The sequence below is a fragment of the Bacillus sp. ES1-5 genome (assembly GCF_022487605.1).
Classification (GTDB): domain Bacteria; phylum Bacillota; class Bacilli; order Bacillales; family Bacillaceae_G; genus Bacillus_A; species Bacillus_A wiedmannii.
Map to the genome: position 1 here is coordinate 60,922 of NZ_JAKVPU010000011.1, position 22,129 is coordinate 83,050.

A 22,129-nucleotide genomic window follows, 5' to 3' on the forward strand; every position below is an offset into this window, starting at 1 on the left:
CAAAATGCCTTTTTAATAAAAAAGCCGAGCCAAAGTGTTGAAACTTTAGCCCAGCTTTTTGCATTACACAACCGCAGGATTATAAATCATCGTAAAGTGTCCTTGTAATAGTTCAATATGACAAGGTGTATGAAGCGAGCTTTCTCCATCTGTATCTACTTCTTTTTCTTCTTCTGTTTCAATATGAATGGATTTCGCTTTTACGTGGAAGATGTCATTTTCATTTGAGTCTTCAAATAGTTTCTTTCCGATATAATCTTTAAACGCTTGAATACCGGTTGATTTTACGACGAAAATATCAAGTGTTCCGTCGTCGCATTTTACGTTCGGAATAAAGGACGGGATACCGCCAAGATATTCACCGTTTCCAACCATAACAAGGACGGCTTCGTCTTCATATACTTGTCCATCGTACGTAATTTTTACTGGAAATGTTTCAGCATTTTTGACAGTTCGAATGGTGCTTAAGTAGTAACCAATTTTACCAAGCTTTGCTTTCTCTTCTGCATCGATATTGTTTGATACTTCAGAGACAAGTCCAATGCCCCAGAAGTTTAAGAAGTGTTGTCCGTTTGCTTTTGCGACGTCAACTGGTTTTATATGTCCTTTTGTAATGAGTTTTGCTGCTTCTGCAATGTTTTGCGGAACGCCGAGTGTGCGAGAGAAGTCATTGCAAGTTCCGCCTGGAATGATTGCAAGTGTAGGTCTAGTTTCAAGAGGTGCTAAGCCATTTGTGCATTCAAATACAGTGCCGTCACCACCAAAGACGATAATTAAATCTACTTTACTAGCAAACTCTTGGCAATATTTTGTTGCATCACCTTGCTTTTTCGTATGAAGGATATGTAAATCAGGAAAAGCTGCGGCAAGAGGTGGTACGATTTTCGTTAAATTTGTATGTAAGTCGCCTTGTCCAGCTTTTGGATTTACGATGAGGAGTACTTTTTCAAATTTTGTCTTTGTCATTTTTATTCTCTCCCTTTGTCTTTTACGAATCGTGATAGAAAATAAACTTCCACCAGTAATTGATGGTGGAAGTTTATTCTATTATATTATTCCGTTACAACTGAAGCGATAAATGGTAAGTTACGATATTTTTCTGCGCAGTCAATACCGTAGCCAACGATAAATTCGTCTGGAATTTGGAAGCCAACATATTCAGCTTTTAAGTCCACTTTACGACGCTCAGGTTTATCAAGTAACGTACAGAATTTCAATGCTTTCGGTTTATGCATAAAGAAGTGATCTTTTAAGAAGTGAAGTGTTAAACCAGAATCGATAATGTCTTCTACGACAATTACGTTTTTTCCAGTAATGTTTACATCGATATCTTTTAATAGTTTTACTTTTCCAGTTGTTTCTGTTTGATTTCCGTAGCTAGATGCAGAAATAAAGTCGATCGTTACCTCGTTTTTAATGTGACGAATTAAATCAGCAGCGAATACGAAAGATCCTTTTAGTACAGCGATGACTACGATTTCTTCTCCTTCAAAGTCACGCTCGATTTGAAGTGCTAGTTCTTTTACTTTTTCTTGTAATTGTTCTTCAGAAATTAAAGTGTCTTTTATTTCAATATTCATTGGAGTCCTCCTACAGTGTAAAACTTGTGAACATTTCGACTGTAAAGGAAAGAAAGGGAAAAGTCAAAGAAGATATAAGTTTTTTACAGAAATACCCACAAAATCATCTGATGATATGATATACTAATCACATTAAGAAAACGCTTCCATAAAGGGTGATGATAATGGAGAAGAAACAGTACACAAGTGTAACATTTATAAAAGCATTACTATTAACAATTGTTCTTGGGAGTTTAGCTTACGTAATTGATGTACCAGCGATTCGGATTTCACTAATTGGAATGACTTTAGTATTAGGCGCAATTTCCCACGGTATGATGTTACAGCTGCAAGAAGCAGGAGTCGATCATATGAAAGATCATATAGATGAGAAATAAGAAACCTTCACGTATATTGAGTGAAGGTTTTTTCGTTTCTTACAAAAGTGTAAGGTAGCTGTAAGGCAAATCGATAGTTGCATAGTAGTGTTTTGGATAAACTATAGTTGTAAGGTAAAAGGCAAGCATATTTTAGGTAAATTAAGTTTTAGGCACTCTATATGTGAAAAAGGAGTAGGAGGGCATGGAGAAACGTTGGACGACCTTTTCTTTTTTAGCAACTAGCAACACCGTAATGCTAGCTGGCGAAATGGATTTTTTGCACTTGTTTGATCGAGAAGACGATCATTCTTCTTCTAAACTTACAATGAAATGGAATAAATGGAGCGAAAGTTGTAGGTTTGAAGAAGAGGCCCCTAACGAAGAGCAAAAGATTATTTTGACAAACCCTATTAAAGCGTGGGTTGTTCAACGTCGTAAGTGTAACGTCAAAAATCACTTAAAGAAAACTGAGCCGAGACAATTAGTTATCGCTCCGGCCCGTTCTACTTCTAAATCACGCGAAAGTAACATGTAAATATTGAGACACACACCCGAAAAAACATCGTATATATTGCGATGTTTTTTTTATTTTTCTGCAATGAAATCTTTAAATGAAATATATTTCATCTGCACCTTATATTTACATCAATTATTTATTCTAGTAATACATCCGATGCGAGTTGATGTGAATAAAGTATAAGGGGAGAATTGAAGATGAAAAAGAAACTATTACCAATTTGTGCAATGGCACTTTTAACAGTAGGATATTCTTCAGTAGCAAGCGCTGATACTGGAACAGTAACGAAGGAAGAACAGGCGCAACTGCAGCAAGATAAGGCGAAAAAAGAAGCAGCGATTAAAGAACAGCAAAAAAGTGAAGAAGAGAAAAAGAGAATAGCGCAAGAGCAGTTGAAAAACGATAAGGCGAAAAAAGAAGCAGTGATTAAGGAACAGCAAAAAAGTGAAGAAGAGAAAAAGAGAATAGCACAAGAACAGTTAAAAAATGATATGGCAAAAAAAGAAGTAGCACAAGTACAACAAAAAAATGGTGCAGTAAAAAAAGAAGTAGCGAAGCCAGCTGTACAAGGTGAAAAATTACCAAACACAGCATCCAATAATGTAGCAATGATGGCACTAAGCGCATGTCTTGTAGGGATAGGGGCATTATTTGGTTTGAATCGTCGCAATAAAGTTAAGGCGTAAATAAAATATTGTCCTATAAAGAATGGAATAATTTCATATATTAAAAATGGTAGGTTATTCCTACCATTTTTGGCATGGAGGGATGAACATGAAATTACTCAATTATATCGGTATCATATTGATGGCCATAGGGCTATTCACGGGAGCATATTACGCTCTGGAATGGTATAAAGGAAAAAGCTCTGCTCAACAATTAACGAAAGAAGAATTAAAGAGCCTTGAAAATATACAACATAACCAACTTTCTTACGAAACACCTGTAACTTCCCAAGGCCCCTCTTCTCAAACAGAACATAAAGAAGGAGAAAAGGTTGCACTGTTAAATATACCGAAAATAAAGAAGAAGTTTTCTATATACTGGGGAGCGGATGAGACAACGTTGAAGAAAGGAGTTGGAATGTTCGTTAGTGATTTAACGACAACGCCATCTGGAGGGGGGCATACGGTACTGAGTGGGCACCGGGATACTGTATTTACAGATTTAGGAGAGTTAAAAGAAAAAGACACTCTTGTTTTAGAGTATGATAATAAAACTTACACATACGAAATTCAAAAGATATGGATTACCGACGCGGATGATCGTACTGTTATTATAAAAAAAGAAGAACCGATATTAACACTAACGACTTGCTATCCATTTGATTATATAGGGTATGCACCAGATAGATATATTATCGAGGCGAAGTTAAAGGCTAGTTATTCAAAATGAAGTTGTAGTTTCTGAAAGCGAGAGGGGGATACATAAGTTATGTCAAAAAACATTTTAATTGTGGAAGATGAAGATATTTTGCGTGAAATATTAAAAGATTATTTTTTGAGTGAGCAATATATAGTATTTGAAGCAAGAGATGGGAAAGAAGCTTTAGTTGTATTTGAGGAAGAAGAGGTTGATTTAGTTATTTTAGATATTATGTTGCCGGAACTTGATGGGTGGTCTGTTTGCCGAAGAATCCGTAAGACATCCGAGGTTCCGATTATTATGCTAACGGCACGTGTAGATGAAGATGATACGTTACTTGGATTCGAACTTGGGGCGGATGACTATGTGACGAAGCCGTATAGCCCACCAATTTTATTAGCAAGAGCGAAAAGGCTGTTAGAAAGTAGAAAAGTAACAAAGCAACTTCTAGAGAATGAAGATGATACATTATCCATCCACGGTATTCACGTCCACTTCCCATCGCGCACTGTTACGGTAGATAGGACAGACATTAATTTAACACATACTGAATTTGAAATATTAGCGTATTTTATGAAAAATCAAGGGATTGTTTTAACACGAGAGCAAATCATTTCGAGAATTTGGGGATATGAATTTGCTGGTGACGATCGAACGGTTAATAGTCATATTCGTAACTTGCGAAATAAATTAGGAGAGAAAGCAAAGTACATTACAACTGTAGTACGAACCGGTTATAAATTTGAGGGGAATGTATGAGAAAAGGGATTGTACTAAAACTCTTTACTCTCACAACAGCATTATGTATGTTAATTTTAGCGACGATATTTATTGGACAAACGATATTTTTTAAACAATATTATGCGAATCGAAAAGTGGAAGATATTAAAGTAAATTTAAATTCCTTTGAGAAGAATTATTTGAATTATGCAGGAAATGGAGAAGGAATTCAGAAGCTGGAGCAAGACTTTTTAAGAGAAAATAATACGTGGATTACAACGTTAGATCAGAATGGGAATTTAAAACATGCGGATGATTTTTATTTTGAAGTAACGATAGATCGTAGGCAACAAAAGAGCTTTGGACAACAAATATTCAAAATTCCTTTATACAATCTCGTCAATATGGAGGAGATTGATAATAAATCATCAAATCCGTTTTTAAATCAAGAAATTTATTTTTCTGGCGTGAAAAAAGATGATAGTTATATTCCATTCTCTTTCACGTTAGGCAAGCAAAATTTAAGCGGATCTAATAAACCGTTAGAAAAAGCATTTAAGGAAAAAATGAGTAAATTAGATCAGGAGAAAAAGAAAGTAGCTGAAGAACAAGTTGGTAAGGAAAAGCAGCCGGTCGTTCAGGAGCCAGCTGCCCAAGAACCAGATGTTTACATAAGAGGGCGTGTTACAAAAGTCCAATTTCCTGATGTAAAAGGTCTTGTAAATCCAATTTATAAAAATAGTATATTCTTAGATAAAATAAAAGAATTTCAAACAGATTTATTATTAAAAGAGAGCAAGCACATACAGTATGCAACACAAACAATGGACTATGAAAAAAATGATATTAAATATAAATTATTAATCAAACCAATAAAAGAAAAAGACGGATCGGTAACATATATTTATGCGATGGCTTCTTTACAGCCTGTAGATGAGGCTGTACAAATGGTGCAAGACTATTATATATACATCATTGCATTTGTAGTCGTTCTCATTTTTCTAGCTTCGTTCTATTATTCAAAACAAATTGCAAAACCGTTATTAAAAATAAATGATACAACGAAGAAAATAGCGCATTTAGATTTCACAGAAAAAATACCGATTACTTCAAAAGATGAAATTGGTGATTTATCGAAAAATATTAATGCATTATCTAATAAGCTCCATTCGCATATTGGACAGCTAGAACAAGATATTGAAAAGGAAAGAAAGTTAGAAAATACGCGGAAAGAATTTATTTCTGGTGTTTCGCATGAATTAAAAACACCGCTGAGTATTATGAAAAGCTGTATTTCTATTTTAAAAGATGGAGTAGCTGAGCATAAAAAAGAATACTATTTTCAGGCAATGGAACGAGAAGTAGATAAAATGGATACTTTAATTTTGGATATGCTTGAGTTAGCTAAATTTGAGTCAGGTACATATAAAATGAAAATGGATTCATTTTATATCGATACAGTAATTGAAGATATATGTGAACACCTTTCTGTAGAAATAGAGAAAAAAGAACTTCGTGTTCATAAAAATGTAGGTCCATTTGAAGTGATGGCAAATCAAGGCCGGATTGAACAAGTCATCGTGAATTTCATTACGAATGCCATACGTTATACACCGAGTAAAGAGGATATTATTATTTCTACAATAGATGAGCAGAATCGTATAAAAGTGTGTGTTGAAAATAAAGGTACTCACATTGAAGAAGAGCAATTAGATAAAATTTGGGACCGTTTTTATCGCGTGGATGCAGCTCGCCAGCGTTCACAAGGTGGAACGGGGCTTGGTCTAGCTATTTCTAAAAATATTTTAGAACTGCACGATGCTGTATATGGGGCAGAAAATACAGGAGAGGGTGTATTATTTTACTTCTATTTAACGAAAAAAGCGTAGACAATGTAATCTACGCTTTTTTAATTTATTTTCATATTATCTTTACCTAATCTTTATTTTTAAGCGATATAATCTGGTTAGAAAATGAGGTTATGTAAGGAGTCGATGAACCGTGCATAGCAAGTGGCTAAGTATAATGGTATTTATTTTCTTTTGTGCATTTATTGTATTTTTAATTGATATTACGATATGAAAAAAAGAGCGCTCATTAAGCGCTCTTTTTGTTCGAATTTATTTGATAAGCATTGATGCTTTTGAATAAACGTGGTGAAGTGATAAATAAAAAGATAAGTAAAACGGTACATAGAATATAGGAACCAATCATTGTGCTACCGTTAAATATTAAAGAATATAGAACTGCTGATTGACCTTTCGGTGCATATTGTCCCCAAAAAATAATACCGGCGATAAAGTGACAGAAGTAGCGAGCAAAGCTACCAACAAATGTAGCAAGAATAATGTAACCAATAACTTTCTTTCCTTCGTTATTTTCATTGGAAGTTAAAAGTGCTTTTTGAATTGGTCGATAGAATAAACCAGCAAATCCAATGAATGCGAAAGCAACGAAATATTCAATTAGTACTTGAATTGGTGTGACGATAATGGCATCGCCTACGACAATTTGTAATAATCCCCAAATTAAGCCTCCTAAGAAAGCCATTTTGAAACCCCAGCGGTATGCGATAATAAAAATAGGAATCATAGCGAATGAGATGGAACCGCCTGTTGCTGATATTTTGATTGAAAGTGGTAAAATGTCGATGACCAGGGCGAAGGCTGCAAGAATTGCAGATTCGATCATCGCTTGTAAATTGGTGTTACGCATGTTGTCTCCCCCTAAATCCAAGTTGTACAAAAAAGAATAGATATCATAGGAGGATACGAAATACGTAAATAAAAAAGAGGTATGTATTTCGGACGTTTGCACAATCCCTGCGTTAGCATTAACTAACAGGTTCGAAGGGTCGGAACGAAGTGTTCCCTCTCAGCGGCATGGCTCCCCCAGTGATAACGAGATTCTTTATTTGCTATTGTTTATTGTAAGCGAAATGGATGAGAATGGCAAATAAATACGGTATGACAATAATTGAAATAGAATTGTAGCGAAATGTTAATAAATATGAAGCAAAAGGGTATAGTACAAGAGAAATTGGGTGTGGTATAATTTTTTTGAAAATAATTATCATTCTCTTCTGAGGGGGAAGGTTATGAGCTTAGTAGATATTAAAATTGGAGAGAAAGTGTTAGTAAAAAGTATTCAGTCTTTAGATCAGCTATTAAAGCGTAGACTAGCTGCTTTCGGTCTTGCCGAAGGAAGCGAACTTCGCATGAAGCAGAAAGCGATGTTTAAAGGTCCTTGTACATTGGAGTGTCGTGGACAGTTAATTAGTATTCGTCATTGTGACGCGAAAATGATAAAGGTGGAATTAGCGTGAATAAGGTAGCTTTGCTAGGGAATCCGAATACAGGGAAGACATCATTATTTAATGCACTTACTGGTTCTTATGAATATGTAGGAAACTGGAGCGGTGTAACAGTAGAAAAGAAGGTTGGTAAATTAAAAGATAAGCAAGGAACATTAATTGATTTACCAGGCGTCTATGATTTGAATCCAGTTTCACGTGATGAAGGTGTCGTTACGAATTTTCTACTAACAGACGAATTTCATCATATGTTAAATATAGTGGATTCCTCGCAATTTGAGCGAAATATGCATTTAACATTGCAATTACTTGAATTTGGTAAGCCCGTTTCAATTGGTTTAAATATGGTTGATGTGGCAAAGCAAAGAGGAATTGTGATTAATGTAAAACGGTTATCAGAAATATTAGGTGTAACAGTCGTTCCTGTCATCGCAAGAACCGGAAAAGGCTGTGAAGAACTACTTGCTACTCTTAAAGAAAATGACAAAAGTGAAAAAAAGCCATTCATTATTTCATATGGTTTACAAATGGATGAAGGAATTGGAGAGGTAATTTCTCTTTTAGAGAAAGCGAATTATGAGCATCCGAGGTGGTTAGCTCTTCAATTTTTAAGTAATAACGAAGTAGTAGAAAAAGAAATGAAAGCATTACCAATTTATAAGGAACTTGTAGCCATTCGATCTCGCTTAGAAGGAAAACTTGATTGTACGTTGGAAGAGCATATTTACAAAACTCGTGAAGCGTATATTGAAAAGTTAAAAACAAATGTTATGCAGCATGAGAAAGAAGGAAAAATTCCTTTTTCGGAAAAAATTGATAGATTAATTACACATAAAATTTTAGGACTTCCAATCTTTTTAGCAGTTATGTTTTTTATTTTTCAGGTTACGTTTACGTGGATTGGTACACCTTTATCGGATATGCTTGATGGATTTTTTGGAGGACAACTTACTGATTGGGTAACGGCTGGGCTCACAAGTGTTGGAGCTTCTGATTTTATTCAAGCACTCGTTACAGAAGGTATTATTGCCGGTGTTGGTGCAGTATTAGTATTCGTTCCACAAATCTTTGCACTATTCTTTTTCATTTCATTATTAGAAGACTCAGGATATATGGCGCGAATTGCAGTTGTTATGGATCGAATTATGGAGTTTTTCGGTTTAAACGGAAAAGCGTTCATTCCGATGATTATCGGTTTTGGATGTAACGTTCCAGGTATTATGGCAGCGAGAACGATTGAACAAGAAAAAGAACGTTTACTTACAGTTCTTGTAACACCATTTATGTCTTGTTCGGCACGTTTACCTGTATACGCATTATTTGCGGGAGTATTCTTCCCTCATAGTCAGGCAACTGTTGTATTTTCTTTATATGTTGCAGGTATTGTTCTTGCATTACTCGTTACAAAAATTATGTCTCTTACAATTTTAAAAGCGGAAAAGTCTATTTTCGTCATTGAACTACCTCCTTACCGCGTACCACAAGCGAAAACGTTATGGCTAAGCACGTGGGAGAAAGGGAAAGGATTTGTTCGTAAAGCAGGTACATTCATCTTCGGTGGTTCTGTTGTCATTTGGTTATTAAACTATGCAGGTCCATCAGGATTGGGTGTTGATATGGGAGATAGTTACTTAGCGATGATTGGTGGATTTATTGCACCACTATTTGCACCGCTCGGCTTTGGAACGTGGCAAGCTGCAGCATCTCTTTTAACAGGATTTTTAGCGAAAGAAGTTGTCGTTTCTACAATGGCAATTATTTATGCGGTGAAAGAAGATGTGCTAGGAAATGTTATGGGAGCACATTATACTGCGTTATCAGCATATGCATTTATGTTCTTTATTTTATTATATGTTCCGTGTTTAGCGACAGTAGCTGTTATTAAACGTGAAACAGGATCAGCGAAGTGGACGATTTTCTCTGTCGTTTATCCACTCGTTGTTGCTTATGTATTAACGTTCATTATATACCAAGTTGGATCCTTACTCGGATTCTAGAAGGAGATGTATTAGAGTGATGGTCAATATTATAATTGGAGCTATCATTTTTGGTTATGCAGCATACACGTTAGTTAATTTTGTAAAGAGAAGTAAAAAGGGAAAATGCGCCGCATGTTCTTTAAATAAGTCATGTCAGTCGCAAACTTGTAGTCCGGATATGGAGCGAATTGCTCATAATAAATAGAAAAAAGCTTTGCGAATTTCGCAAAGCTTTTTTTATTACTTCTTAATTTTTACAAGTTGTGATGATTCTACACCATTCTTTCCAGGGAATTCTTTACTTGGATCCTTATCGAATTTTAATACACCTACAGATTTTTCTTCACCTTTTACATTTCCATAAGTTGCATCATCGACAATTGCGAACATGTCGGCATATGCACGGCCACTACCGATAATTGTATTGCCTTCGTATTTTAATTTTGCCCCATCAAGTGTAGCATTTTCTACTTTTTCTTTAGCAAATAATACACCTTGCTCTGCTGTTACAGCTGGTAATTTATCAAGTGGTTTCGTGTCGTCTTTTTCATTAACTTTGCTAAGTAACTCTTTCTTCACTAGTTCTTCACCAGTTTTCTTATCCATGACAAGAACTTTTTTACCTTCTAATGTTGTCATTTTCATTTTATAGAAGTCCTTTTCTTTCACTTCTTTTTTATTTTGATCTATAATTTTCTGAACTTGCTCATCTGTTCCGTATAGTACAAAGCCGTTCGCTTTTTCTCCTAATAAAGAACAACCTGATAATGCTCCGAATGAAATTGCTGCTGCTAATCCGATTCCTACTAATTTTTTCATGATGATTTCTCCTTTTATATGTTTTATAGTAAATACACTTTTGTATTAGTCTTGAAATAATGAGAAGTTTGTTTGTTGCTTCTGGTATTAGTGTATAAGAAATATGGAAACGGAACTATCGAGTTAGCTTACAGTAACATTACACTTATGTAATTTAGTGAAAGTGCACAAAAGTAAGTTAATTTTAAGGAGAGATAATGAGAATATATTAGAAATACAATATTGTATCTAGAATGTCATATTATATTGGATGTATTTTGGAAATAACATGTAAGGACATATTAGTTTTGTTATAATAAACACATAGGCTGTAAAAATGAATATTCTTTACTGTAAAGGGAGATTTTTCAGTTTTCCAAGTAGTGAATTTGAAATATGAGGTATATCATAGGAGGAATTTGGATGTCTGTATTTAAACGATTAAGAGATTTAACAATGTCGAATGTGTATTCAATGATTGAAAAAGCGGAAGATCCAGTTAAGATGACGGATCAATATTTACGCGATATGCAAGCGGATGTACAAGAAGCAGAGAAAAGTGTAGCAGCTCAAATTGCACTTGAAAAGAAATTCAAAATATTATTTGAAGAGCAAGAAGCACTTGTGAAAAAACGTGAAGAGCAAGCTCATATGGCTGTTCAAGCAAGCAATCTTGACCTTGCGCGCCGTGCTCTTGAAGAAAAACAAAATGCAGAGCAAAAGATGAATGAGTATAAAGCAAGCTATGAGCAAAACAAAGCTGCTGCTGATAATCTTCGCCTGAAGTTAGAAGAAATGCGTAAGCAATTAACAGAGCTGAAAAATAAACGTGAAACACTTGTAGCACGTGTAAATGCGGCGAAAGCACAAAAGAATATTAATCAGGCAATGTCTGGATTTGATTCGAATTCAGCGAAAGCTGGTTTAAGCCGTATGGAAGAGAAAGCTCTTCAATTAGAGGCTGAAGCAGAAGCAAGCGGTGAAGTGTACAAAAAAGAAAAATCATTAGATGATGAATTCGCAAGCTTAAACAAAAATTCTGCTGTTGACGATGAATTAGCTCGTATTATGAAGCAGTATGAGAAATAATATAGAATAGAGACAAATGAACCGACATGTCTAAACAAATTCATGTCGGTTTTCTATTACTTTTTAGAGGAGGTTTTGCAATGACATGGACAAATGTGTTAGCCATGCTTGTATGGACTGGAGCAAGTGCAGTACTTTTATTTGCAATTATGTGGGTTGATTCAATTTTTACTAAATACAATGATTTAAAAGAAATAAAGAATGGGAATACAGCTGTAACAACGCGTTTCGTTATGAAATTATTCGCGCAAGGGTACATTTTATCTCAATCTATAACGAAAGCAAACGACTTATGGCAAGCACTACTTGCATCAGCAGTTTCTTTCGTTATTTTATTAGTGGTAGAAATGTTTATCGAATTTGTATTAAAGAAAATGGCTGGTTTAGATTTAGAAGAAGGTACGAAAGAAGGCAGTGTTGCACACGCGATGTTGGCCGGATCATTACATATCGTTGGTGCACTTATTTTAGGTGCTTGTTTATAAAGAGAGAAGGAGGGGTAAATTATGAGTTTATTTAAACGAATTAAAAATATAATGAAGAGCCCAGAGCCGCTGAAACCAGAGAAAAGTTTGTTAACGTTAGCTCCTGGCGATATGATTGAAGTTTCATTAGTCATGTACGAATTAACTGGGAAAACGAGTATGCATTCTCGTAAAGAAATTGTTTTAACACTGCAAGACGGGAAAGATATTCGTTATTTAAAAATTGAAGATCGTGAAAATACGTATTACAAATTATATACACCAATCGATGGTCGTTTAGATTCAATTGATGAAGTTCCGACGACAATTGAAATGGATGATACAGAGTACCATATGGAAGAGCAATATAACGGACGTGTTGTTGTGATGGGAAAAACACCATTCTCTGCTTCAGAAGAACAGCATGTATGGGAATTCCAATCCGATAACCGAAAATTATTGCGTATTGAATGGCAAAATGGTCGCACAATGATGTATGAGGGAGAAGCAATTATTCCTGCTGATGTACAAATTATAAGAGCAACGTAAGGGGGCGTAATCATGTCAAACCGATTGTTTACCATGATTAAATCGTTCGTAATCCCTATACTTGCTATCGTTATATTACTTGTTGTTGCTGGATATGCCTTATCAGGTTGTCAAGGCGGACAGACAAAGTCGATTCAAGACCGTTATCCACTTGAATCTGTCGCAAAGGAAGGTAAACAAGAATCTTACGTGTATAGGGCCGCCAATCGGTCAGTTCCTGAAGTCGCGAAGGAACTTATAGCTGAAAGGAAACCGAAGCAAGCATCTAAAGAAGACGAAAATCAAATGTTCCTCGTTTATTCTGATAAAATGTATAATTTGCAAAAGGATAAAGAGAAACCATCTGATACGTTAATTGAAGTAAGTAATGAAGAATTTGTCCGTCAAAATTACCAACCATCCTTCCTGCAAGGATATATTATGGGAAGTATATTAAACGATATATTCGGTTCGAAAAAATCATCATCCGGTGATTACCGAGGATATAATGACAGACAAAATCATAAACCAGTTATTCCAGAAAGACCACCTACGAAAGAAGAAAAGAAAACCCCTCCTCCAATTACGAAGGAAGGGAAAGGATCTATCATTAAGCGAGGCGATAATGTAGATTCGAAATCTTCTGTAGGAGATACAGGAAGTATTACGAAAAAAGGAAGTAGTACCCCTCCGCCGTCTACTGGAAGCAAAGGAAAAATTACAAAAACACCAGGTGGCTCGAGCGGATCAGATGTGAAGCCGAAATCATCTATTAAAACGCCGCCAAAGAATACATCTCCCCCGAAAACGAGGGTTGGTGGTTCAGGAAAGATTATGAAGAGAAGATAGTTATAGAGACCGAAAAGTTGAATATGCTTTTCGGCCTTTTTATTATGGAAATTAATTCCTTATAGCTGGTACAATTAAGTTATAAGGAGGAGATTAGTATGACTCTATATAAAAGGTTTAGTTTGATTATGTTCCTCGTCTTATTCCTCAGTTTGTTTATTAGCACAACGATGAAATTCCACTTTGTAGTAGGTATTCTATGGATACTATGTACATGTACTCTCTTTCTATATGTTCCGCTTCGCTTTCAACATGAAGTGCCCGCCTTTCAAAAATACGTAGCATGGATTAAGAGAGGAAGAAGATGGGGAGAGTAAATTTATATCAGCGATTATTGAAATATATCGACTTACCGACAAAACTGACAACGACCGCAATTTAATAATAAGAAGAGGGTGTGCCAAATTGTTGGCACACCCTCTTTATTCATAATGATTAATGAATATCACGTTTCTTAAAGTTACCGCCTTTTACTTCTGCTACGTCATAAACAGTAATAAAGGCATTTGGATCGATTTCATTAATTAAGTCTTTCATTTTACTTTCTTCTAAACGGTTAATTACACAAGAAATTTCTTTAAATTTCTCTCTTGAATAACCACCGTATACTTCGTTATACGTTGCGCTTCGGCCTAAACGATCGCGAATTGTTTCTACCATTAATTCAGGCTCTTTCGTGATGATTTTAAATGTTTTTGAACCACTTAAACCAACTTCAACGATATGAATCACTTTCGAAGCGATAAAGTAAGCAATTGCCGAAAGGATAGCTCCTTGAAGGCCGAATACTGTTGATACGAAAATAAACACGAACATGTTTAAGAATAAAATAAGGTCACTTGTTCCAAAAGGTAACTTACGAGAAAGTAATACAGCTAGCATATCGATTCCATCTAATGCGCCGCCGTTACGTAATGCTAGTCCCATACCGAAACCGATAATAATACCACCAACAACTGTAACGAGTAATGTATCGCCTTCAATAATAGTAGGTATTCCGTGCATGACAACGGTACCTATTGCTAATGAAGCAATCCCAATAATAGAATAAATTGCAAAGCTTTTACCTATTTGTTTATATCCTAACCAAACGAAAGGAATGTTAATAACTGCGATTAGAGCTCCTAATGGCAATCCAAATAATCTTGAACTAACGATACTTAAACCAGTCACACCACCGTCTGATACGTTATTTGGAATTAATACCGCTTCTAATCCGTATGCTGTGATAAATGCCCCAATAATAATCATCAAAGCTTTTGAAGCGATTTTTAGCTTATTGGGCTTGTTTTTAATAATTTTCTCCATGTAATTTCCTCGTTTCAAACTAGTTTCTTATTTGTTACGTAATTCACACCTAAATTTTATTTTAACATTTAATTTGAAAAATTTCTCCTTTAATGGATGTATGCAGGGAATATTATCACCATATTATCTTTAAAATATTTTTGAAATGAGTATAAGAAATCCCATCCTTTCAAAGGATGGGAGACTATTAAGAAATGATAAAACTAAGCACGGATAGGAATAAAGAGAATCCTAAAATAGCTCCGCAAACTTTCATATGACGTTTACGTCCCATCACAACAATTGCAACATACTCACGAATCATTGCATTAGGCCAGTAATAAAACGCAGTTTTTGATCCGATTCCTTGGCTATTAAGACCCGCTTGTTTTGCATATATACCCGCACGGAAAAGATGGAAATTATTCGTTGTAAAAATACTTCTATACTTACCGTTAGGCTTTAAAGAATCCATAATTTCTTTAGAGAACGACATATTTTGATATGTGTTTACAGAGCGATTTTCTTGCACTGTATGTTCAAGTGGGATTCCTTTTTCAACAGCGTACTTTTGCATCGCTTCTGCTTCTGGAAGGCCTTCATCTGGACCTTGTCCACCAGAGAAAATGATTGTTGGTGGTGTATTCACAGCTGCTTGTTTCCAATAGAAGTCAATTGCTTTATTAATACGACTTGCAAGTAAAGGGGGCACTTTGTCATTAATTAAGCCACTACCAAGAACGATGATGAAATCTTGATTACGTCTTGGTCTGTTGAATTGATATAGAAAATAAGCGCTTAAGAAGTTAGATAGGTGTATGAAGAAATATACGCTTATAAAAGAAATACCAGCAAAAATAGGCTGTAAATGTGATGAGAACAAACTTGCTGGATTTATAATAGGGAGTAACATACAGAGTAACATCCCTAAAGCAGCAAGGAGTGTTAAACAGTTAGTGAATCGTCTTCCTTCTCGCTTCATTAAAATTCTAGCATTAAGAAATAGCCCAAACATTAAAGCAATAATACCGAAAGGAAGCATAATAAGAAGTGCTAAAAAAGGTAAAAATATAATGTAGCGTAGGACAGCACTATCTGAGTTCAAAGATACAATCACACAAAAAAGAAGGAAAAAACAGATAAAGGCATTAAATAAAAAGCCGTTTATTATTTTTCGCGGATCTTTTAAATAGGAGATAAGAAAAATAATAAATAATATAAGAGGAACAATTCCGAAAGACATAAATATAGCACACCTCAATTTGTATAAGAATTTGACATACCTTTTATATTACATGATTTTATAATTGAAAATGAAAGAAAAAGGATTTTGAATTTTCTCAATAAAATATATGAATACATATGTTAAAATGTGAGATATTAAAAGTAAAATGGTGAAGAGGCACTCTATGGAGTGTCTTTTCTTTTTTGTATGTAATTATGCATATTATATTTATTTTCAAGTGAAGAAGGCTAAAATATAAGTGGTAGGCAGACTATATAAAGCAGAATTTTATACAAACATTTCCCTCTACTTTTTGTATCTAACAATCGTATAACAATAAATAATTCTGTTTTCTAGTGTCTGTTTATGAAAGGTGTCCTCTTTGAAGGCACCTTTTTGTTGTTTCATGTAGATACTTTTCACTGTTGATATAGTGGAAAGTATCTATACTAAACATTAGCAATCTTCCGTATAAACATTATCAATTTACTATATATTCCAGTGGTGTTAACCTACATATGAAAGGCTTTCTTTTTCAAAATATTACCCCTAATAAATTTTTGAAGAAGTCAACTGTCTCCGAAATTGCCATTCATGCTTAGCAAAAAAGAATCCTTCTGGATTCTTTTTTGTGTTCGACATAATGCGACAAAATATATTTAAATAATTTGTTATATTGTTAAATGGTTATTATAGGGAAGAGAAGGAGACTTAAATATGGGATTTAAAAAATTAATTTTAACAGGTGCAATTGTTGCAACTACAGCATTTACTTCAATTGGAACAGCGCAGGCAAGTACAGATTTTAAAGATGTTCCAAACAATCATTGGTCTTATAAAGCAATTATGGATTTAGCAAATAAAAACGTTGTTGCTGGATACGGAAATGGGATTTTTGGATTTGGTGATGATGTAACACGTGAGCAAGTTGCAGCTCTTATGTTCCGTCATTTAAAACCGACAGTAAAAGAACAGTATAACAATCCGTATAAAGATGTTACGGATCGTTCAACTATGTTTAAAAAAGAGATTCTTGCTTTAACAGAGATGGGTGTATTCGTTGGAGATAACACAGGGAAATTTAGACCGAAAGATTCGTTAACTCGTGAAGAAATGGCACAAATTTTGACAAGGGGATTCCAATTGCAAATAAGAGGCGATCATAATTTCCCGGATGTAGATAGAAATGGATGGGCGAATCCTGCGATTACTGCAATTAAATCAAATTATATTACGGCTGGAACTGGTGATGGTAAATTCGCACCTAAAATGCATGTAAGTCGTGAGCAATACGTTCAGTTCTTATATAATGCAACGTTACCATTTGAAGAAAGACCAGGAGCAAAACAACCACAACCAGAAGTGAAGCCTGACGTAAAACCTGAAGTAAAACCGGATCCGAAACGTTTTGCTAATTGTAAAGAAGCAAACGATGCTGGATATTATGACATTACAAGAGATAGTCCATATTATGGTAAGCATTTAGATCGTGATGGCGATGGAATTGCTTGTGAGAAAAAGAAAAAAGGTAAATAAGAAAAAGCACTCAGTTTGAGTGCTTTTTCTTATGGAAACATGCTATTTTTTTAGGCGATTCTCATAAAATAAAAGTAAGGAAATGAAAGTAGGTGACAAAATGCCGTCAATTGTGGAAGGCGTTATTATTGAAAACTGTAACGGAACGATTAATTTAGGAGACAAATATAACGTGCAGCCGATTGAAAAAACGAAAGCTTATAATGGATCGGGATCATCGAATACAGGAAAAAAAGTACAAACATTTAGTGGTATTAGTACAGCGGATGTAAGGGATAACGATGTGTATGATCAAGTCATTCAATCCACGTTATAATTTTTATATGCAAAATTGCATAAAGTAACATGTTTGTTGTGTGTTACACTTTAGCTGTGAGCTGTTAATGATTCTTCTGTATTATAGTTGTTAGATTAGAAATATAACATCTTATCGAAAATCATACGTACAAAAAAGACACTTCAAACGAAGTGTCTTTTTTTATTTTAGTGATACCCTTTAGCAGAGTCTTTATGAATTTTATTTTTAAAGATACTGTAGCTCCAAAGTTGATATCCAATAACAATGGGTACCATAATCATTGCAACGAAGAACATAATTTTTAAGTTTAACTGACTACCTGCTGCGTTGTATAGCGTTGTGCTGTATGCATCGTTAATACGTGACGGTAACATTCTTGGGAACATGCCCGCAAAGCCAGTTGTCATAAACATTGCGATTGTTAAGCAAACGAATGTGAATGCAAGACCGATTTTATGTTTGTACACCATAATAAGTGCGAGTACACTCATTAACATCGCAAGTATTGGAAGAATGAATAGTACAGGATATTCTGTGAAGTTTTGGAATAAATTTGTACGATTCGCTGTTGCTACATAGAAAATAGCTAAAATGATAGCAGCTGCCATTGAAAATGGTCTTGCGATTTTATAAGCACGATCAGATACTTCACCAGTCGTTTTGATCATAACCCAAAGGGCACCAGATACGACAAATATAGCAGTGAAGAACAGGCCACCTAAAATACCATAATGATTTAGTAAGCTAAGTAAATTTCCTTCATAACCATTTTTTCCGATTTGTAGTCCGTAATAAAGGTTGGCGAACGTAACTCCGAATAAGAAGGCGATTAGGAAACTACCAATTGTAAATGCCCATTTACAAGTTTTTTGCCAAATTGGTGAATCGTCTTTATGCATAAATTCAAGTCCAGCAGCACGAGCAAACAGTGCAAGTAATACTAAAAATAGTGGTGTATATAAATAACTAAACATATTTGCATATGTGACTGGGAAGGCAGCAAATGTTGCACCACCAGCTGTAATTAACCATACTTCATTACCACCCCAGAACGGGCCAATTGCTTCTTGTAATTGATTTCGTTCTTGTCGGTCTTTCGCAACGAAAGGAAAAATCATTCCGTTACCAAGTGCATACCCATCAAGAATGAAGTAAACTGTCCAAATTACGCCCCATAAACCGAACCAGATGATTGCGAGCATATCATGAGACATGAGCCGCACCTCCTTCAGTAGCAGGCTCTTCTAATGCAGCAGGTCCTTTTTTCGCGAACTTCAGCATTAAGTATACGTCTGCAATTAAGAGTAGAGTATAGAATAATATTAAACTAATTAATGAGAACCAAATCTGCGGAACGGATATAGGTGATACAGATTCTGCTGTACGCATCAGTTTATATACTGTCCATGGTTGACGACCTACTTCGGCAACAATCCATCCAGCGTTAATTGCGATATATGGTAGTAAGACAGACCACATTGTGATTTTTAAATAACGTTTTGAGTTTTCTAGTTTTCCTTTTCGGTTTAAATAGAAACCGAACCAAGTTAATGCCATAAAGAACATACCAAGTGCAACCATTAAGCGGAAGCTATAGTACACGAGGTTAACATTTGGACGTTCATCTTTCGGAATATCTTTTAAACCAACAATTTCTCCATCAAATGAATTTGTATAGAAGAAACTTCCTAGTTTCGGAATAGTAAGGAATTCAAAGTTCTTTTCATTTTTCACATCAGGAATTTGAACAATCGAGAAGCCTTGTCCTTTTCCAGTTTCCCAAACAGCTTCCATCGCAGCACCTTTAGCTGGTTGGTATTTAGCTGCTGATACACCAGACTGATGACCCATAAACGGTGTAACAGTTGCAGCGAATAAACCTAACATTAAACCAAACTTAAATGATTTTTTGAAGAATTCAACTTCATTTTTACGTAATAAATGATAGGCACTAATTGCCATAACGAAGAAAGCACCAACGATATAACAACCAATTACAGTATGGAAGAACATGTTCCAAGCATATGGATTTGTAACAAGTGCCCAGAAATCATTTAATTCAGCGCGGCCGTTACGTACGACGTAGCCAACAGGGTTTTGCATAAAGCCGTTTGCTGTAATAATCCAAAGGGCGGAAATATTTGTTCCAAGTGCAACCATCCACATACAGAAGGCACGGAACTTTGGTGAAATTTTGTCTTTACCGAATAACCATATTCCCATGAAAGTAGATTCTAAGAAGAAGGCAACGAGTGCTTCGATTGCGAGAGGTGATCCGAAAATATCTCCCATATATTTGGAGTACTCAGACCAGTTTGTTCCAAATTGGAACTCCATCGTAATCCCGGTTATAATCCCCATGACGAAGTTAATTGTAAATAATTTACCCCAGAAATTTGCCATTTTGCGGTATGTTGGATTCAATGTGCGGGCGTATTGAGTTTCCATACATGCCACTAAAATAACAAGCCCGATTGTCAAAGGTACAAATAAAAAGTGATAAAAAATAGTAATTGCAAATTGAAAACGACTCAGTAACAGAACGTCGGACATAATGAATATTCACTCCTTTTTTACATTATCTACAATCAGTTTATAGTGAAAATAGGAGTATAGTATGTGGGACTTGTTACAAAGCTGTGTGTATATTTTGAAAGAATTATGTCGGTTATCTGAAAATATATTGCTTTTATAATAATACAATATGCTTTTTGTGTTTTTCATATTTTGGTACACTATATAAGTAATGTAAATGAGAGAAAAGAGGGTTCTTTACTATGAAGTCATTAGAAGAGATTTTACAATACAATGAAAAATTCGTTGAAGAAAAAAAATACGAAGAGTATGAAACAGGAAAATTTCCAAATAAAAAAATGGTAATCATTTCTTGTATGGATACTCGTCTTGTTGAATTATTACCGAAAGCAATGAACATGCGTAACGGTGATGTGAAAATTATTAAAGTAGCAGGCGCTGTTATTTCACATCCGTTTGGAAGTATTATGCGTAGTATTTTAGTTGCTGTATACGAACTTGGTGCTGATGAAGTTTGTGTAGTTGGCCACCATGATTGCGGTATGGCTAAAATTCAAGCGAGCAGTACAATCGAGAAGATGAAAGAGCGCGGTATTACAGAAGAGAAATTGGATACACTTCGTTATTCTGGAATCGATTTAGAAAGATTCCTACAAGGATTCTCTAGTGTAGAAGAAAGTGTAGAACATAGCGTATCAATACTTCGCAACCATCCGTTACTTCCTGAAGAAGTACCTGTTCACGGTCTTGTTATAGATCCTGACACAGGGAAATTAGATTTAGTTGTGAATGGTTACGACAATTAAGAATTTACTTTGTCATCCTTTTTATCTGGGACAGGATCAAATCCTCCCGGATGGAAAGGGTGACATTTTAATATCCGCTTACATGTAAGCCAAAAACCTTTTAGTGCCCCATGTTTTTGAAACGCCTCTAATCCGTAATGAGAACAAGTTGGGTAAAAGCGGCAGGTTGGTGGTGTCATTGGAGAAATGAATTTTTGATAAAAGCGTATAATCCCAATAAAAATCTGTTTCATAATGGTCTCCTTTTCCGCATAGTCTTAAAGTATTATAGCACGACTGTACATAATACTTTACTAATGTTGATTTCCGTTATATCATATTGGATATAACGGAATTAAATTAAAAGCGGGAGAGATGTTGTATGCCATCAGTAGAAAGCTTTGAATTAGATCATACGATTGTAAAGGCGCCTTATGTAAGACATTGCGGAGTTCACAACGTAGGTAGTGACGGTATTGTAAATAAATTTGATATTCGTTTTTGCCAACCGAATAAACAAGCAATGAAACCAGATGTTATTCATACGTTAGAACATTTATTAGCATTTAATTTACGTAAATATATTGATCGTTATCCGCATTTTGATATTATCGATATTTCACCAATGGGCTGCCAAACAGGATATTATCTTGTAGTAAGCGGAACACCAACGGTTCGAGAAATCATTGATTTATTAGAACTAACATTAAAAGATGCGGTTCAAATTACAGAAATTCCAGCTGCAAATGAAACGCAATGTGGCCAAGCGAAGCTTCACGATTTAGAAGGAGCACAACGCTTAATGAACTTCTGGTTAAGCCAAGATAAAGATGAACTTGAGAAAGTATTTGGATAGAAAGAAAAACTGCCTGTGAAAGGGCAGTTTTTTTATTGTGTTAAGA

Annotated in this window: 27 protein-coding genes and 1 riboswitch; of the genes, 18 read left to right on the forward strand and 9 right to left on the reverse strand. The window is 35.1% G+C overall.

Going from position 1 to position 22,129, the window contains the following annotated elements:
• Positions 1-63 precede the first annotated feature (63 nt).
• Together MKO96_RS25245 and hpt are read right to left on the reverse strand one after the other, a co-directional pair.
• Positions 64-966: a diacylglycerol/lipid kinase family protein gene (locus MKO96_RS25245; RefSeq protein WP_087982624.1), complete on the reverse strand. Its 903-nt coding sequence runs from the start codon at positions 964-966 to the stop codon at positions 64-66.
• An 86-nt stretch (positions 967-1,052) separates the two neighbouring features.
• A complete protein-coding gene (gene hpt / locus MKO96_RS25250) occupies positions 1,053-1,580 on the reverse strand; it encodes a hypoxanthine phosphoribosyltransferase (RefSeq protein WP_002123365.1) in 528 nt (175 codons plus the stop codon).
• Positions 1,581-1,741: 161 nt separating this feature from the next.
• On the opposite strand from hpt, the gene MKO96_RS25255 reads away from it, so the two are divergent.
• From MKO96_RS25255 to MKO96_RS25280, 6 genes are all read left to right on the forward strand, one after another.
• Positions 1,742-1,957, forward strand: a complete 216-nt coding sequence (locus MKO96_RS25255; RefSeq protein ID WP_240589109.1) for a hypothetical protein — start codon at positions 1,742-1,744, stop codon at positions 1,955-1,957.
• Positions 1,958-2,141: 184 nt separating this feature from the next.
• Entirely contained in the window at positions 2,142-2,474 is a 333-nt protein-coding gene (locus MKO96_RS25260; protein WP_240589042.1) for a hypothetical protein, read from the forward strand.
• 179 nt (positions 2,475-2,653) lie between these two features.
• Positions 2,654-3,142 (forward strand): LPXTG cell wall anchor domain-containing protein, encoded by a 489-nt coding sequence (locus MKO96_RS25265; protein WP_240589043.1) that lies wholly within the window; start codon positions 2,654-2,656, stop codon positions 3,140-3,142.
• An 88-nt stretch (positions 3,143-3,230) separates the two neighbouring features.
• The gene (locus MKO96_RS25270; RefSeq protein ID WP_240589044.1) at positions 3,231-3,851 is read left to right on the forward strand and encodes a class D sortase; all 621 of its coding nucleotides are present in this window, start codon (positions 3,231-3,233) and stop codon (positions 3,849-3,851) included.
• A 39-nt stretch (positions 3,852-3,890) separates the two neighbouring features.
• Complete coding sequence (locus MKO96_RS25275) at positions 3,891-4,580, forward strand: response regulator transcription factor (protein WP_240589045.1); 690 nt, start codon at positions 3,891-3,893, stop codon at positions 4,578-4,580.
• Complete coding sequence (locus MKO96_RS25280) at positions 4,577-6,430, forward strand: sensor histidine kinase (protein WP_240589046.1); 1,854 nt, start codon at positions 4,577-4,579, stop codon at positions 6,428-6,430. Before MKO96_RS25275 ends, MKO96_RS25280 begins: the two co-directional genes overlap by 4 nt.
• Positions 6,431-6,638: 208 nt before the next feature.
• On the opposite strand, the gene thiT is transcribed toward MKO96_RS25280, so the two are convergent.
• Positions 6,639-7,256: an energy-coupled thiamine transporter ThiT gene (gene thiT / locus MKO96_RS25285; protein WP_240589047.1), complete on the reverse strand. Its 618-nt coding sequence runs from the start codon at positions 7,254-7,256 to the stop codon at positions 6,639-6,641.
• An 86-nt stretch (positions 7,257-7,342) separates the two neighbouring features.
• Positions 7,343-7,444: riboswitch (TPP riboswitch) on the reverse strand.
• 194 nt (positions 7,445-7,638) lie between these two features.
• On the opposite strand from thiT, the gene MKO96_RS25290 reads away from it, so the two are divergent.
• From MKO96_RS25290 to MKO96_RS25300, 3 genes are read left to right on the forward strand one after another with little or no spacing between them, the layout of a single operon-like run.
• Positions 7,639-7,866: a FeoA family protein gene (locus tag MKO96_RS25290; protein ID WP_061677566.1), complete on the forward strand. Its 228-nt coding sequence runs from the start codon at positions 7,639-7,641 to the stop codon at positions 7,864-7,866.
• Entirely contained in the window at positions 7,863-9,851 is a 1,989-nt protein-coding gene (gene feoB, locus MKO96_RS25295) for a ferrous iron transport protein B (RefSeq protein ID WP_240589048.1), read from the forward strand. The genes MKO96_RS25290 and feoB overlap by 4 nt, the downstream gene beginning before the upstream one ends.
• 16 nt (positions 9,852-9,867) lie before the next feature.
• Entirely contained in the window at positions 9,868-10,038 is a 171-nt protein-coding gene (locus MKO96_RS25300) for a FeoB-associated Cys-rich membrane protein (protein ID WP_016079954.1), read from the forward strand.
• A 35-nt stretch (positions 10,039-10,073) separates the two neighbouring features.
• Here MKO96_RS25300 and MKO96_RS25305 read toward each other — a convergent pair whose 3' ends face one another.
• Entirely contained in the window at positions 10,074-10,652 is a 579-nt protein-coding gene (locus tag MKO96_RS25305; protein ID WP_240589049.1) for a lipoprotein BA_5634 family protein, read from the reverse strand.
• Between the two features lie 402 nt (positions 10,653-11,054).
• On the opposite strand from MKO96_RS25305, the gene MKO96_RS25310 reads away from it, so the two are divergent.
• The 5 genes from MKO96_RS25310 to MKO96_RS25330 all read left to right on the forward strand — a co-directional run bounded on the left by MKO96_RS25310 (position 11,055) and on the right by MKO96_RS25330 (position 13,878).
• Positions 11,055-11,720 (forward strand): PspA/IM30 family protein, encoded by a 666-nt coding sequence (locus MKO96_RS25310; protein ID WP_000110298.1) that lies wholly within the window; start codon positions 11,055-11,057, stop codon positions 11,718-11,720.
• An 80-nt stretch (positions 11,721-11,800) separates the two neighbouring features.
• Complete coding sequence (locus tag MKO96_RS25315) at positions 11,801-12,205, forward strand: DUF350 domain-containing protein (RefSeq protein WP_000220322.1); 405 nt, start codon at positions 11,801-11,803, stop codon at positions 12,203-12,205.
• Between the two features lie 21 nt (positions 12,206-12,226).
• Complete coding sequence (locus tag MKO96_RS25320) at positions 12,227-12,733, forward strand: DUF4178 domain-containing protein (protein ID WP_240589050.1); 507 nt, start codon at positions 12,227-12,229, stop codon at positions 12,731-12,733.
• A gap of 12 nt (positions 12,734-12,745) precedes the next feature.
• Positions 12,746-13,561, forward strand: coding sequence for a DUF4247 domain-containing protein (locus MKO96_RS25325; RefSeq protein ID WP_087982609.1), 816 nt, complete (start codon positions 12,746-12,748; stop codon positions 13,559-13,561).
• Positions 13,562-13,659: 98 nt separating this feature from the next.
• On the forward strand, positions 13,660-13,878 hold the full coding sequence (locus MKO96_RS25330) for a hypothetical protein (protein ID WP_240589051.1): 219 nt from the start codon (positions 13,660-13,662) through the stop codon (positions 13,876-13,878).
• 118 nt (positions 13,879-13,996) lie between these two features.
• Here the strand turns inward: MKO96_RS25330 and MKO96_RS25335 are convergent, their stop codons facing one another.
• Complete coding sequence (locus MKO96_RS25335) at positions 13,997-14,869, reverse strand: YitT family protein (protein ID WP_000411242.1); 873 nt, start codon at positions 14,867-14,869, stop codon at positions 13,997-13,999.
• 187 nt (positions 14,870-15,056) lie between these two features.
• A complete protein-coding gene (locus MKO96_RS25340; RefSeq protein ID WP_240589052.1) occupies positions 15,057-16,091 on the reverse strand; it encodes a YdcF family protein in 1,035 nt (344 codons plus the stop codon).
• A gap of 699 nt (positions 16,092-16,790) precedes the next feature.
• Here MKO96_RS25340 and MKO96_RS25345 point away from each other — a divergent pair.
• Positions 16,791-17,609, forward strand: a complete 819-nt coding sequence (locus MKO96_RS25345) for an S-layer homology domain-containing protein (protein ID WP_087982602.1) — start codon at positions 16,791-16,793, stop codon at positions 17,607-17,609.
• 82 nt (positions 17,610-17,691) lie between these two features.
• Positions 17,692-17,925 (forward strand): spore germination protein, encoded by a 234-nt coding sequence (locus MKO96_RS25350; protein WP_140386911.1) that lies wholly within the window; start codon positions 17,692-17,694, stop codon positions 17,923-17,925.
• A gap of 167 nt (positions 17,926-18,092) precedes the next feature.
• Here the strand turns inward: MKO96_RS25350 and cydB are convergent, their stop codons facing one another.
• Positions 18,093-19,121, reverse strand: a complete 1,029-nt coding sequence (gene cydB, locus MKO96_RS25355) for a cytochrome d ubiquinol oxidase subunit II (protein WP_240589053.1) — start codon at positions 19,119-19,121, stop codon at positions 18,093-18,095.
• Entirely contained in the window at positions 19,111-20,460 is a 1,350-nt protein-coding gene (cydA, locus tag MKO96_RS25360) for a cytochrome ubiquinol oxidase subunit I (RefSeq protein WP_087982598.1), read from the reverse strand. Before cydA ends, cydB begins: the two co-directional genes overlap by 11 nt.
• A 224-nt stretch (positions 20,461-20,684) precedes the next feature.
• Between cydA and MKO96_RS25365 the strand changes: the two genes are divergently transcribed.
• Positions 20,685-21,248, forward strand: a complete 564-nt coding sequence (locus MKO96_RS25365; RefSeq protein WP_000838167.1) for a beta-class carbonic anhydrase — start codon at positions 20,685-20,687, stop codon at positions 21,246-21,248.
• On the opposite strand, the gene yidD is transcribed toward MKO96_RS25365, so the two are convergent.
• Positions 21,245-21,481, reverse strand: a complete 237-nt coding sequence (yidD, locus tag MKO96_RS25370) for a membrane protein insertion efficiency factor YidD (protein ID WP_000809334.1) — start codon at positions 21,479-21,481, stop codon at positions 21,245-21,247. The genes MKO96_RS25365 and yidD overlap by 4 nt on opposite strands.
• A 128-nt stretch (positions 21,482-21,609) precedes the next feature.
• Between yidD and luxS the strand changes: the two genes are divergently transcribed.
• A complete protein-coding gene (gene luxS / locus MKO96_RS25375; RefSeq protein WP_001141371.1) occupies positions 21,610-22,083 on the forward strand; it encodes an S-ribosylhomocysteine lyase LuxS in 474 nt (157 codons plus the stop codon).
• Positions 22,084-22,129: the final 46 nt, after the last annotated feature.

Excerpts from the sequence above, each read along its gene's own strand:
- MKO96_RS25335 (WP_000411242.1), bottom strand. The coding sequence starts at position 14,869 with ATGGAGAAAATTATTAAAAACAAGCCCAATAAGCTAAAAATCGCTTCA.
- MKO96_RS25270 (WP_240589044.1), top strand. The coding sequence starts at position 3,231 with ATGAAATTACTCAATTATATCGGTATCATATTGATGGCCATAGGGCTA.
- yidD (WP_000809334.1), bottom strand. The coding sequence starts at position 21,481 with ATGAAACAGATTTTTATTGGGATTATACGCTTTTATCAAAAATTCATT.
- MKO96_RS25345 (WP_087982602.1), top strand. The coding sequence starts at position 16,791 with ATGGGATTTAAAAAATTAATTTTAACAGGTGCAATTGTTGCAACTACA.
- MKO96_RS25275 (WP_240589045.1), top strand. The coding sequence starts at position 3,891 with ATGTCAAAAAACATTTTAATTGTGGAAGATGAAGATATTTTGCGTGAA.
- MKO96_RS25350 (WP_140386911.1), top strand. The coding sequence starts at position 17,692 with ATGAAAGTAGGTGACAAAATGCCGTCAATTGTGGAAGGCGTTATTATT.
- cydB (WP_240589053.1), bottom strand. The coding sequence starts at position 19,121 with ATGTCTCATGATATGCTCGCAATCATCTGGTTCGGTTTATGGGGCGTA.
- MKO96_RS25340 (WP_240589052.1), bottom strand. The coding sequence starts at position 16,091 with ATGTCTTTCGGAATTGTTCCTCTTATATTATTTATTATTTTTCTTATC.
- cydA (WP_087982598.1), bottom strand. The coding sequence starts at position 20,460 with ATGTCCGACGTTCTGTTACTGAGTCGTTTTCAATTTGCAATTACTATT.
- MKO96_RS25315 (WP_000220322.1), top strand. The coding sequence starts at position 11,801 with ATGACATGGACAAATGTGTTAGCCATGCTTGTATGGACTGGAGCAAGT.
- MKO96_RS25280 (WP_240589046.1), top strand. The coding sequence starts at position 4,577 with ATGAGAAAAGGGATTGTACTAAAACTCTTTACTCTCACAACAGCATTA.
- MKO96_RS25320 (WP_240589050.1), top strand. The coding sequence starts at position 12,227 with ATGAGTTTATTTAAACGAATTAAAAATATAATGAAGAGCCCAGAGCCG.
- thiT (WP_240589047.1), bottom strand. The coding sequence starts at position 7,256 with ATGCGTAACACCAATTTACAAGCGATGATCGAATCTGCAATTCTTGCA.
- MKO96_RS25265 (WP_240589043.1), top strand. The coding sequence starts at position 2,654 with ATGAAAAAGAAACTATTACCAATTTGTGCAATGGCACTTTTAACAGTA.
- MKO96_RS25305 (WP_240589049.1), bottom strand. The coding sequence starts at position 10,652 with ATGAAAAAATTAGTAGGAATCGGATTAGCAGCAGCAATTTCATTCGGA.
- MKO96_RS25310 (WP_000110298.1), top strand. The coding sequence starts at position 11,055 with ATGTCTGTATTTAAACGATTAAGAGATTTAACAATGTCGAATGTGTAT.
- MKO96_RS25245 (WP_087982624.1), bottom strand. The coding sequence starts at position 966 with ATGACAAAGACAAAATTTGAAAAAGTACTCCTCATCGTAAATCCAAAA.
- MKO96_RS25365 (WP_000838167.1), top strand. The coding sequence starts at position 20,685 with ATGAAGTCATTAGAAGAGATTTTACAATACAATGAAAAATTCGTTGAA.
- hpt (WP_002123365.1), bottom strand. The coding sequence starts at position 1,580 with ATGAATATTGAAATAAAAGACACTTTAATTTCTGAAGAACAATTACAA.
- MKO96_RS25325 (WP_087982609.1), top strand. The coding sequence starts at position 12,746 with ATGTCAAACCGATTGTTTACCATGATTAAATCGTTCGTAATCCCTATA.
- luxS (WP_001141371.1), top strand. The coding sequence starts at position 21,610 with ATGCCATCAGTAGAAAGCTTTGAATTAGATCATACGATTGTAAAGGCG.
- MKO96_RS25330 (WP_240589051.1), top strand. The coding sequence starts at position 13,660 with ATGACTCTATATAAAAGGTTTAGTTTGATTATGTTCCTCGTCTTATTC.
- MKO96_RS25260 (WP_240589042.1), top strand. The coding sequence starts at position 2,142 with ATGGAGAAACGTTGGACGACCTTTTCTTTTTTAGCAACTAGCAACACC.
- MKO96_RS25290 (WP_061677566.1), top strand. The coding sequence starts at position 7,639 with ATGAGCTTAGTAGATATTAAAATTGGAGAGAAAGTGTTAGTAAAAAGT.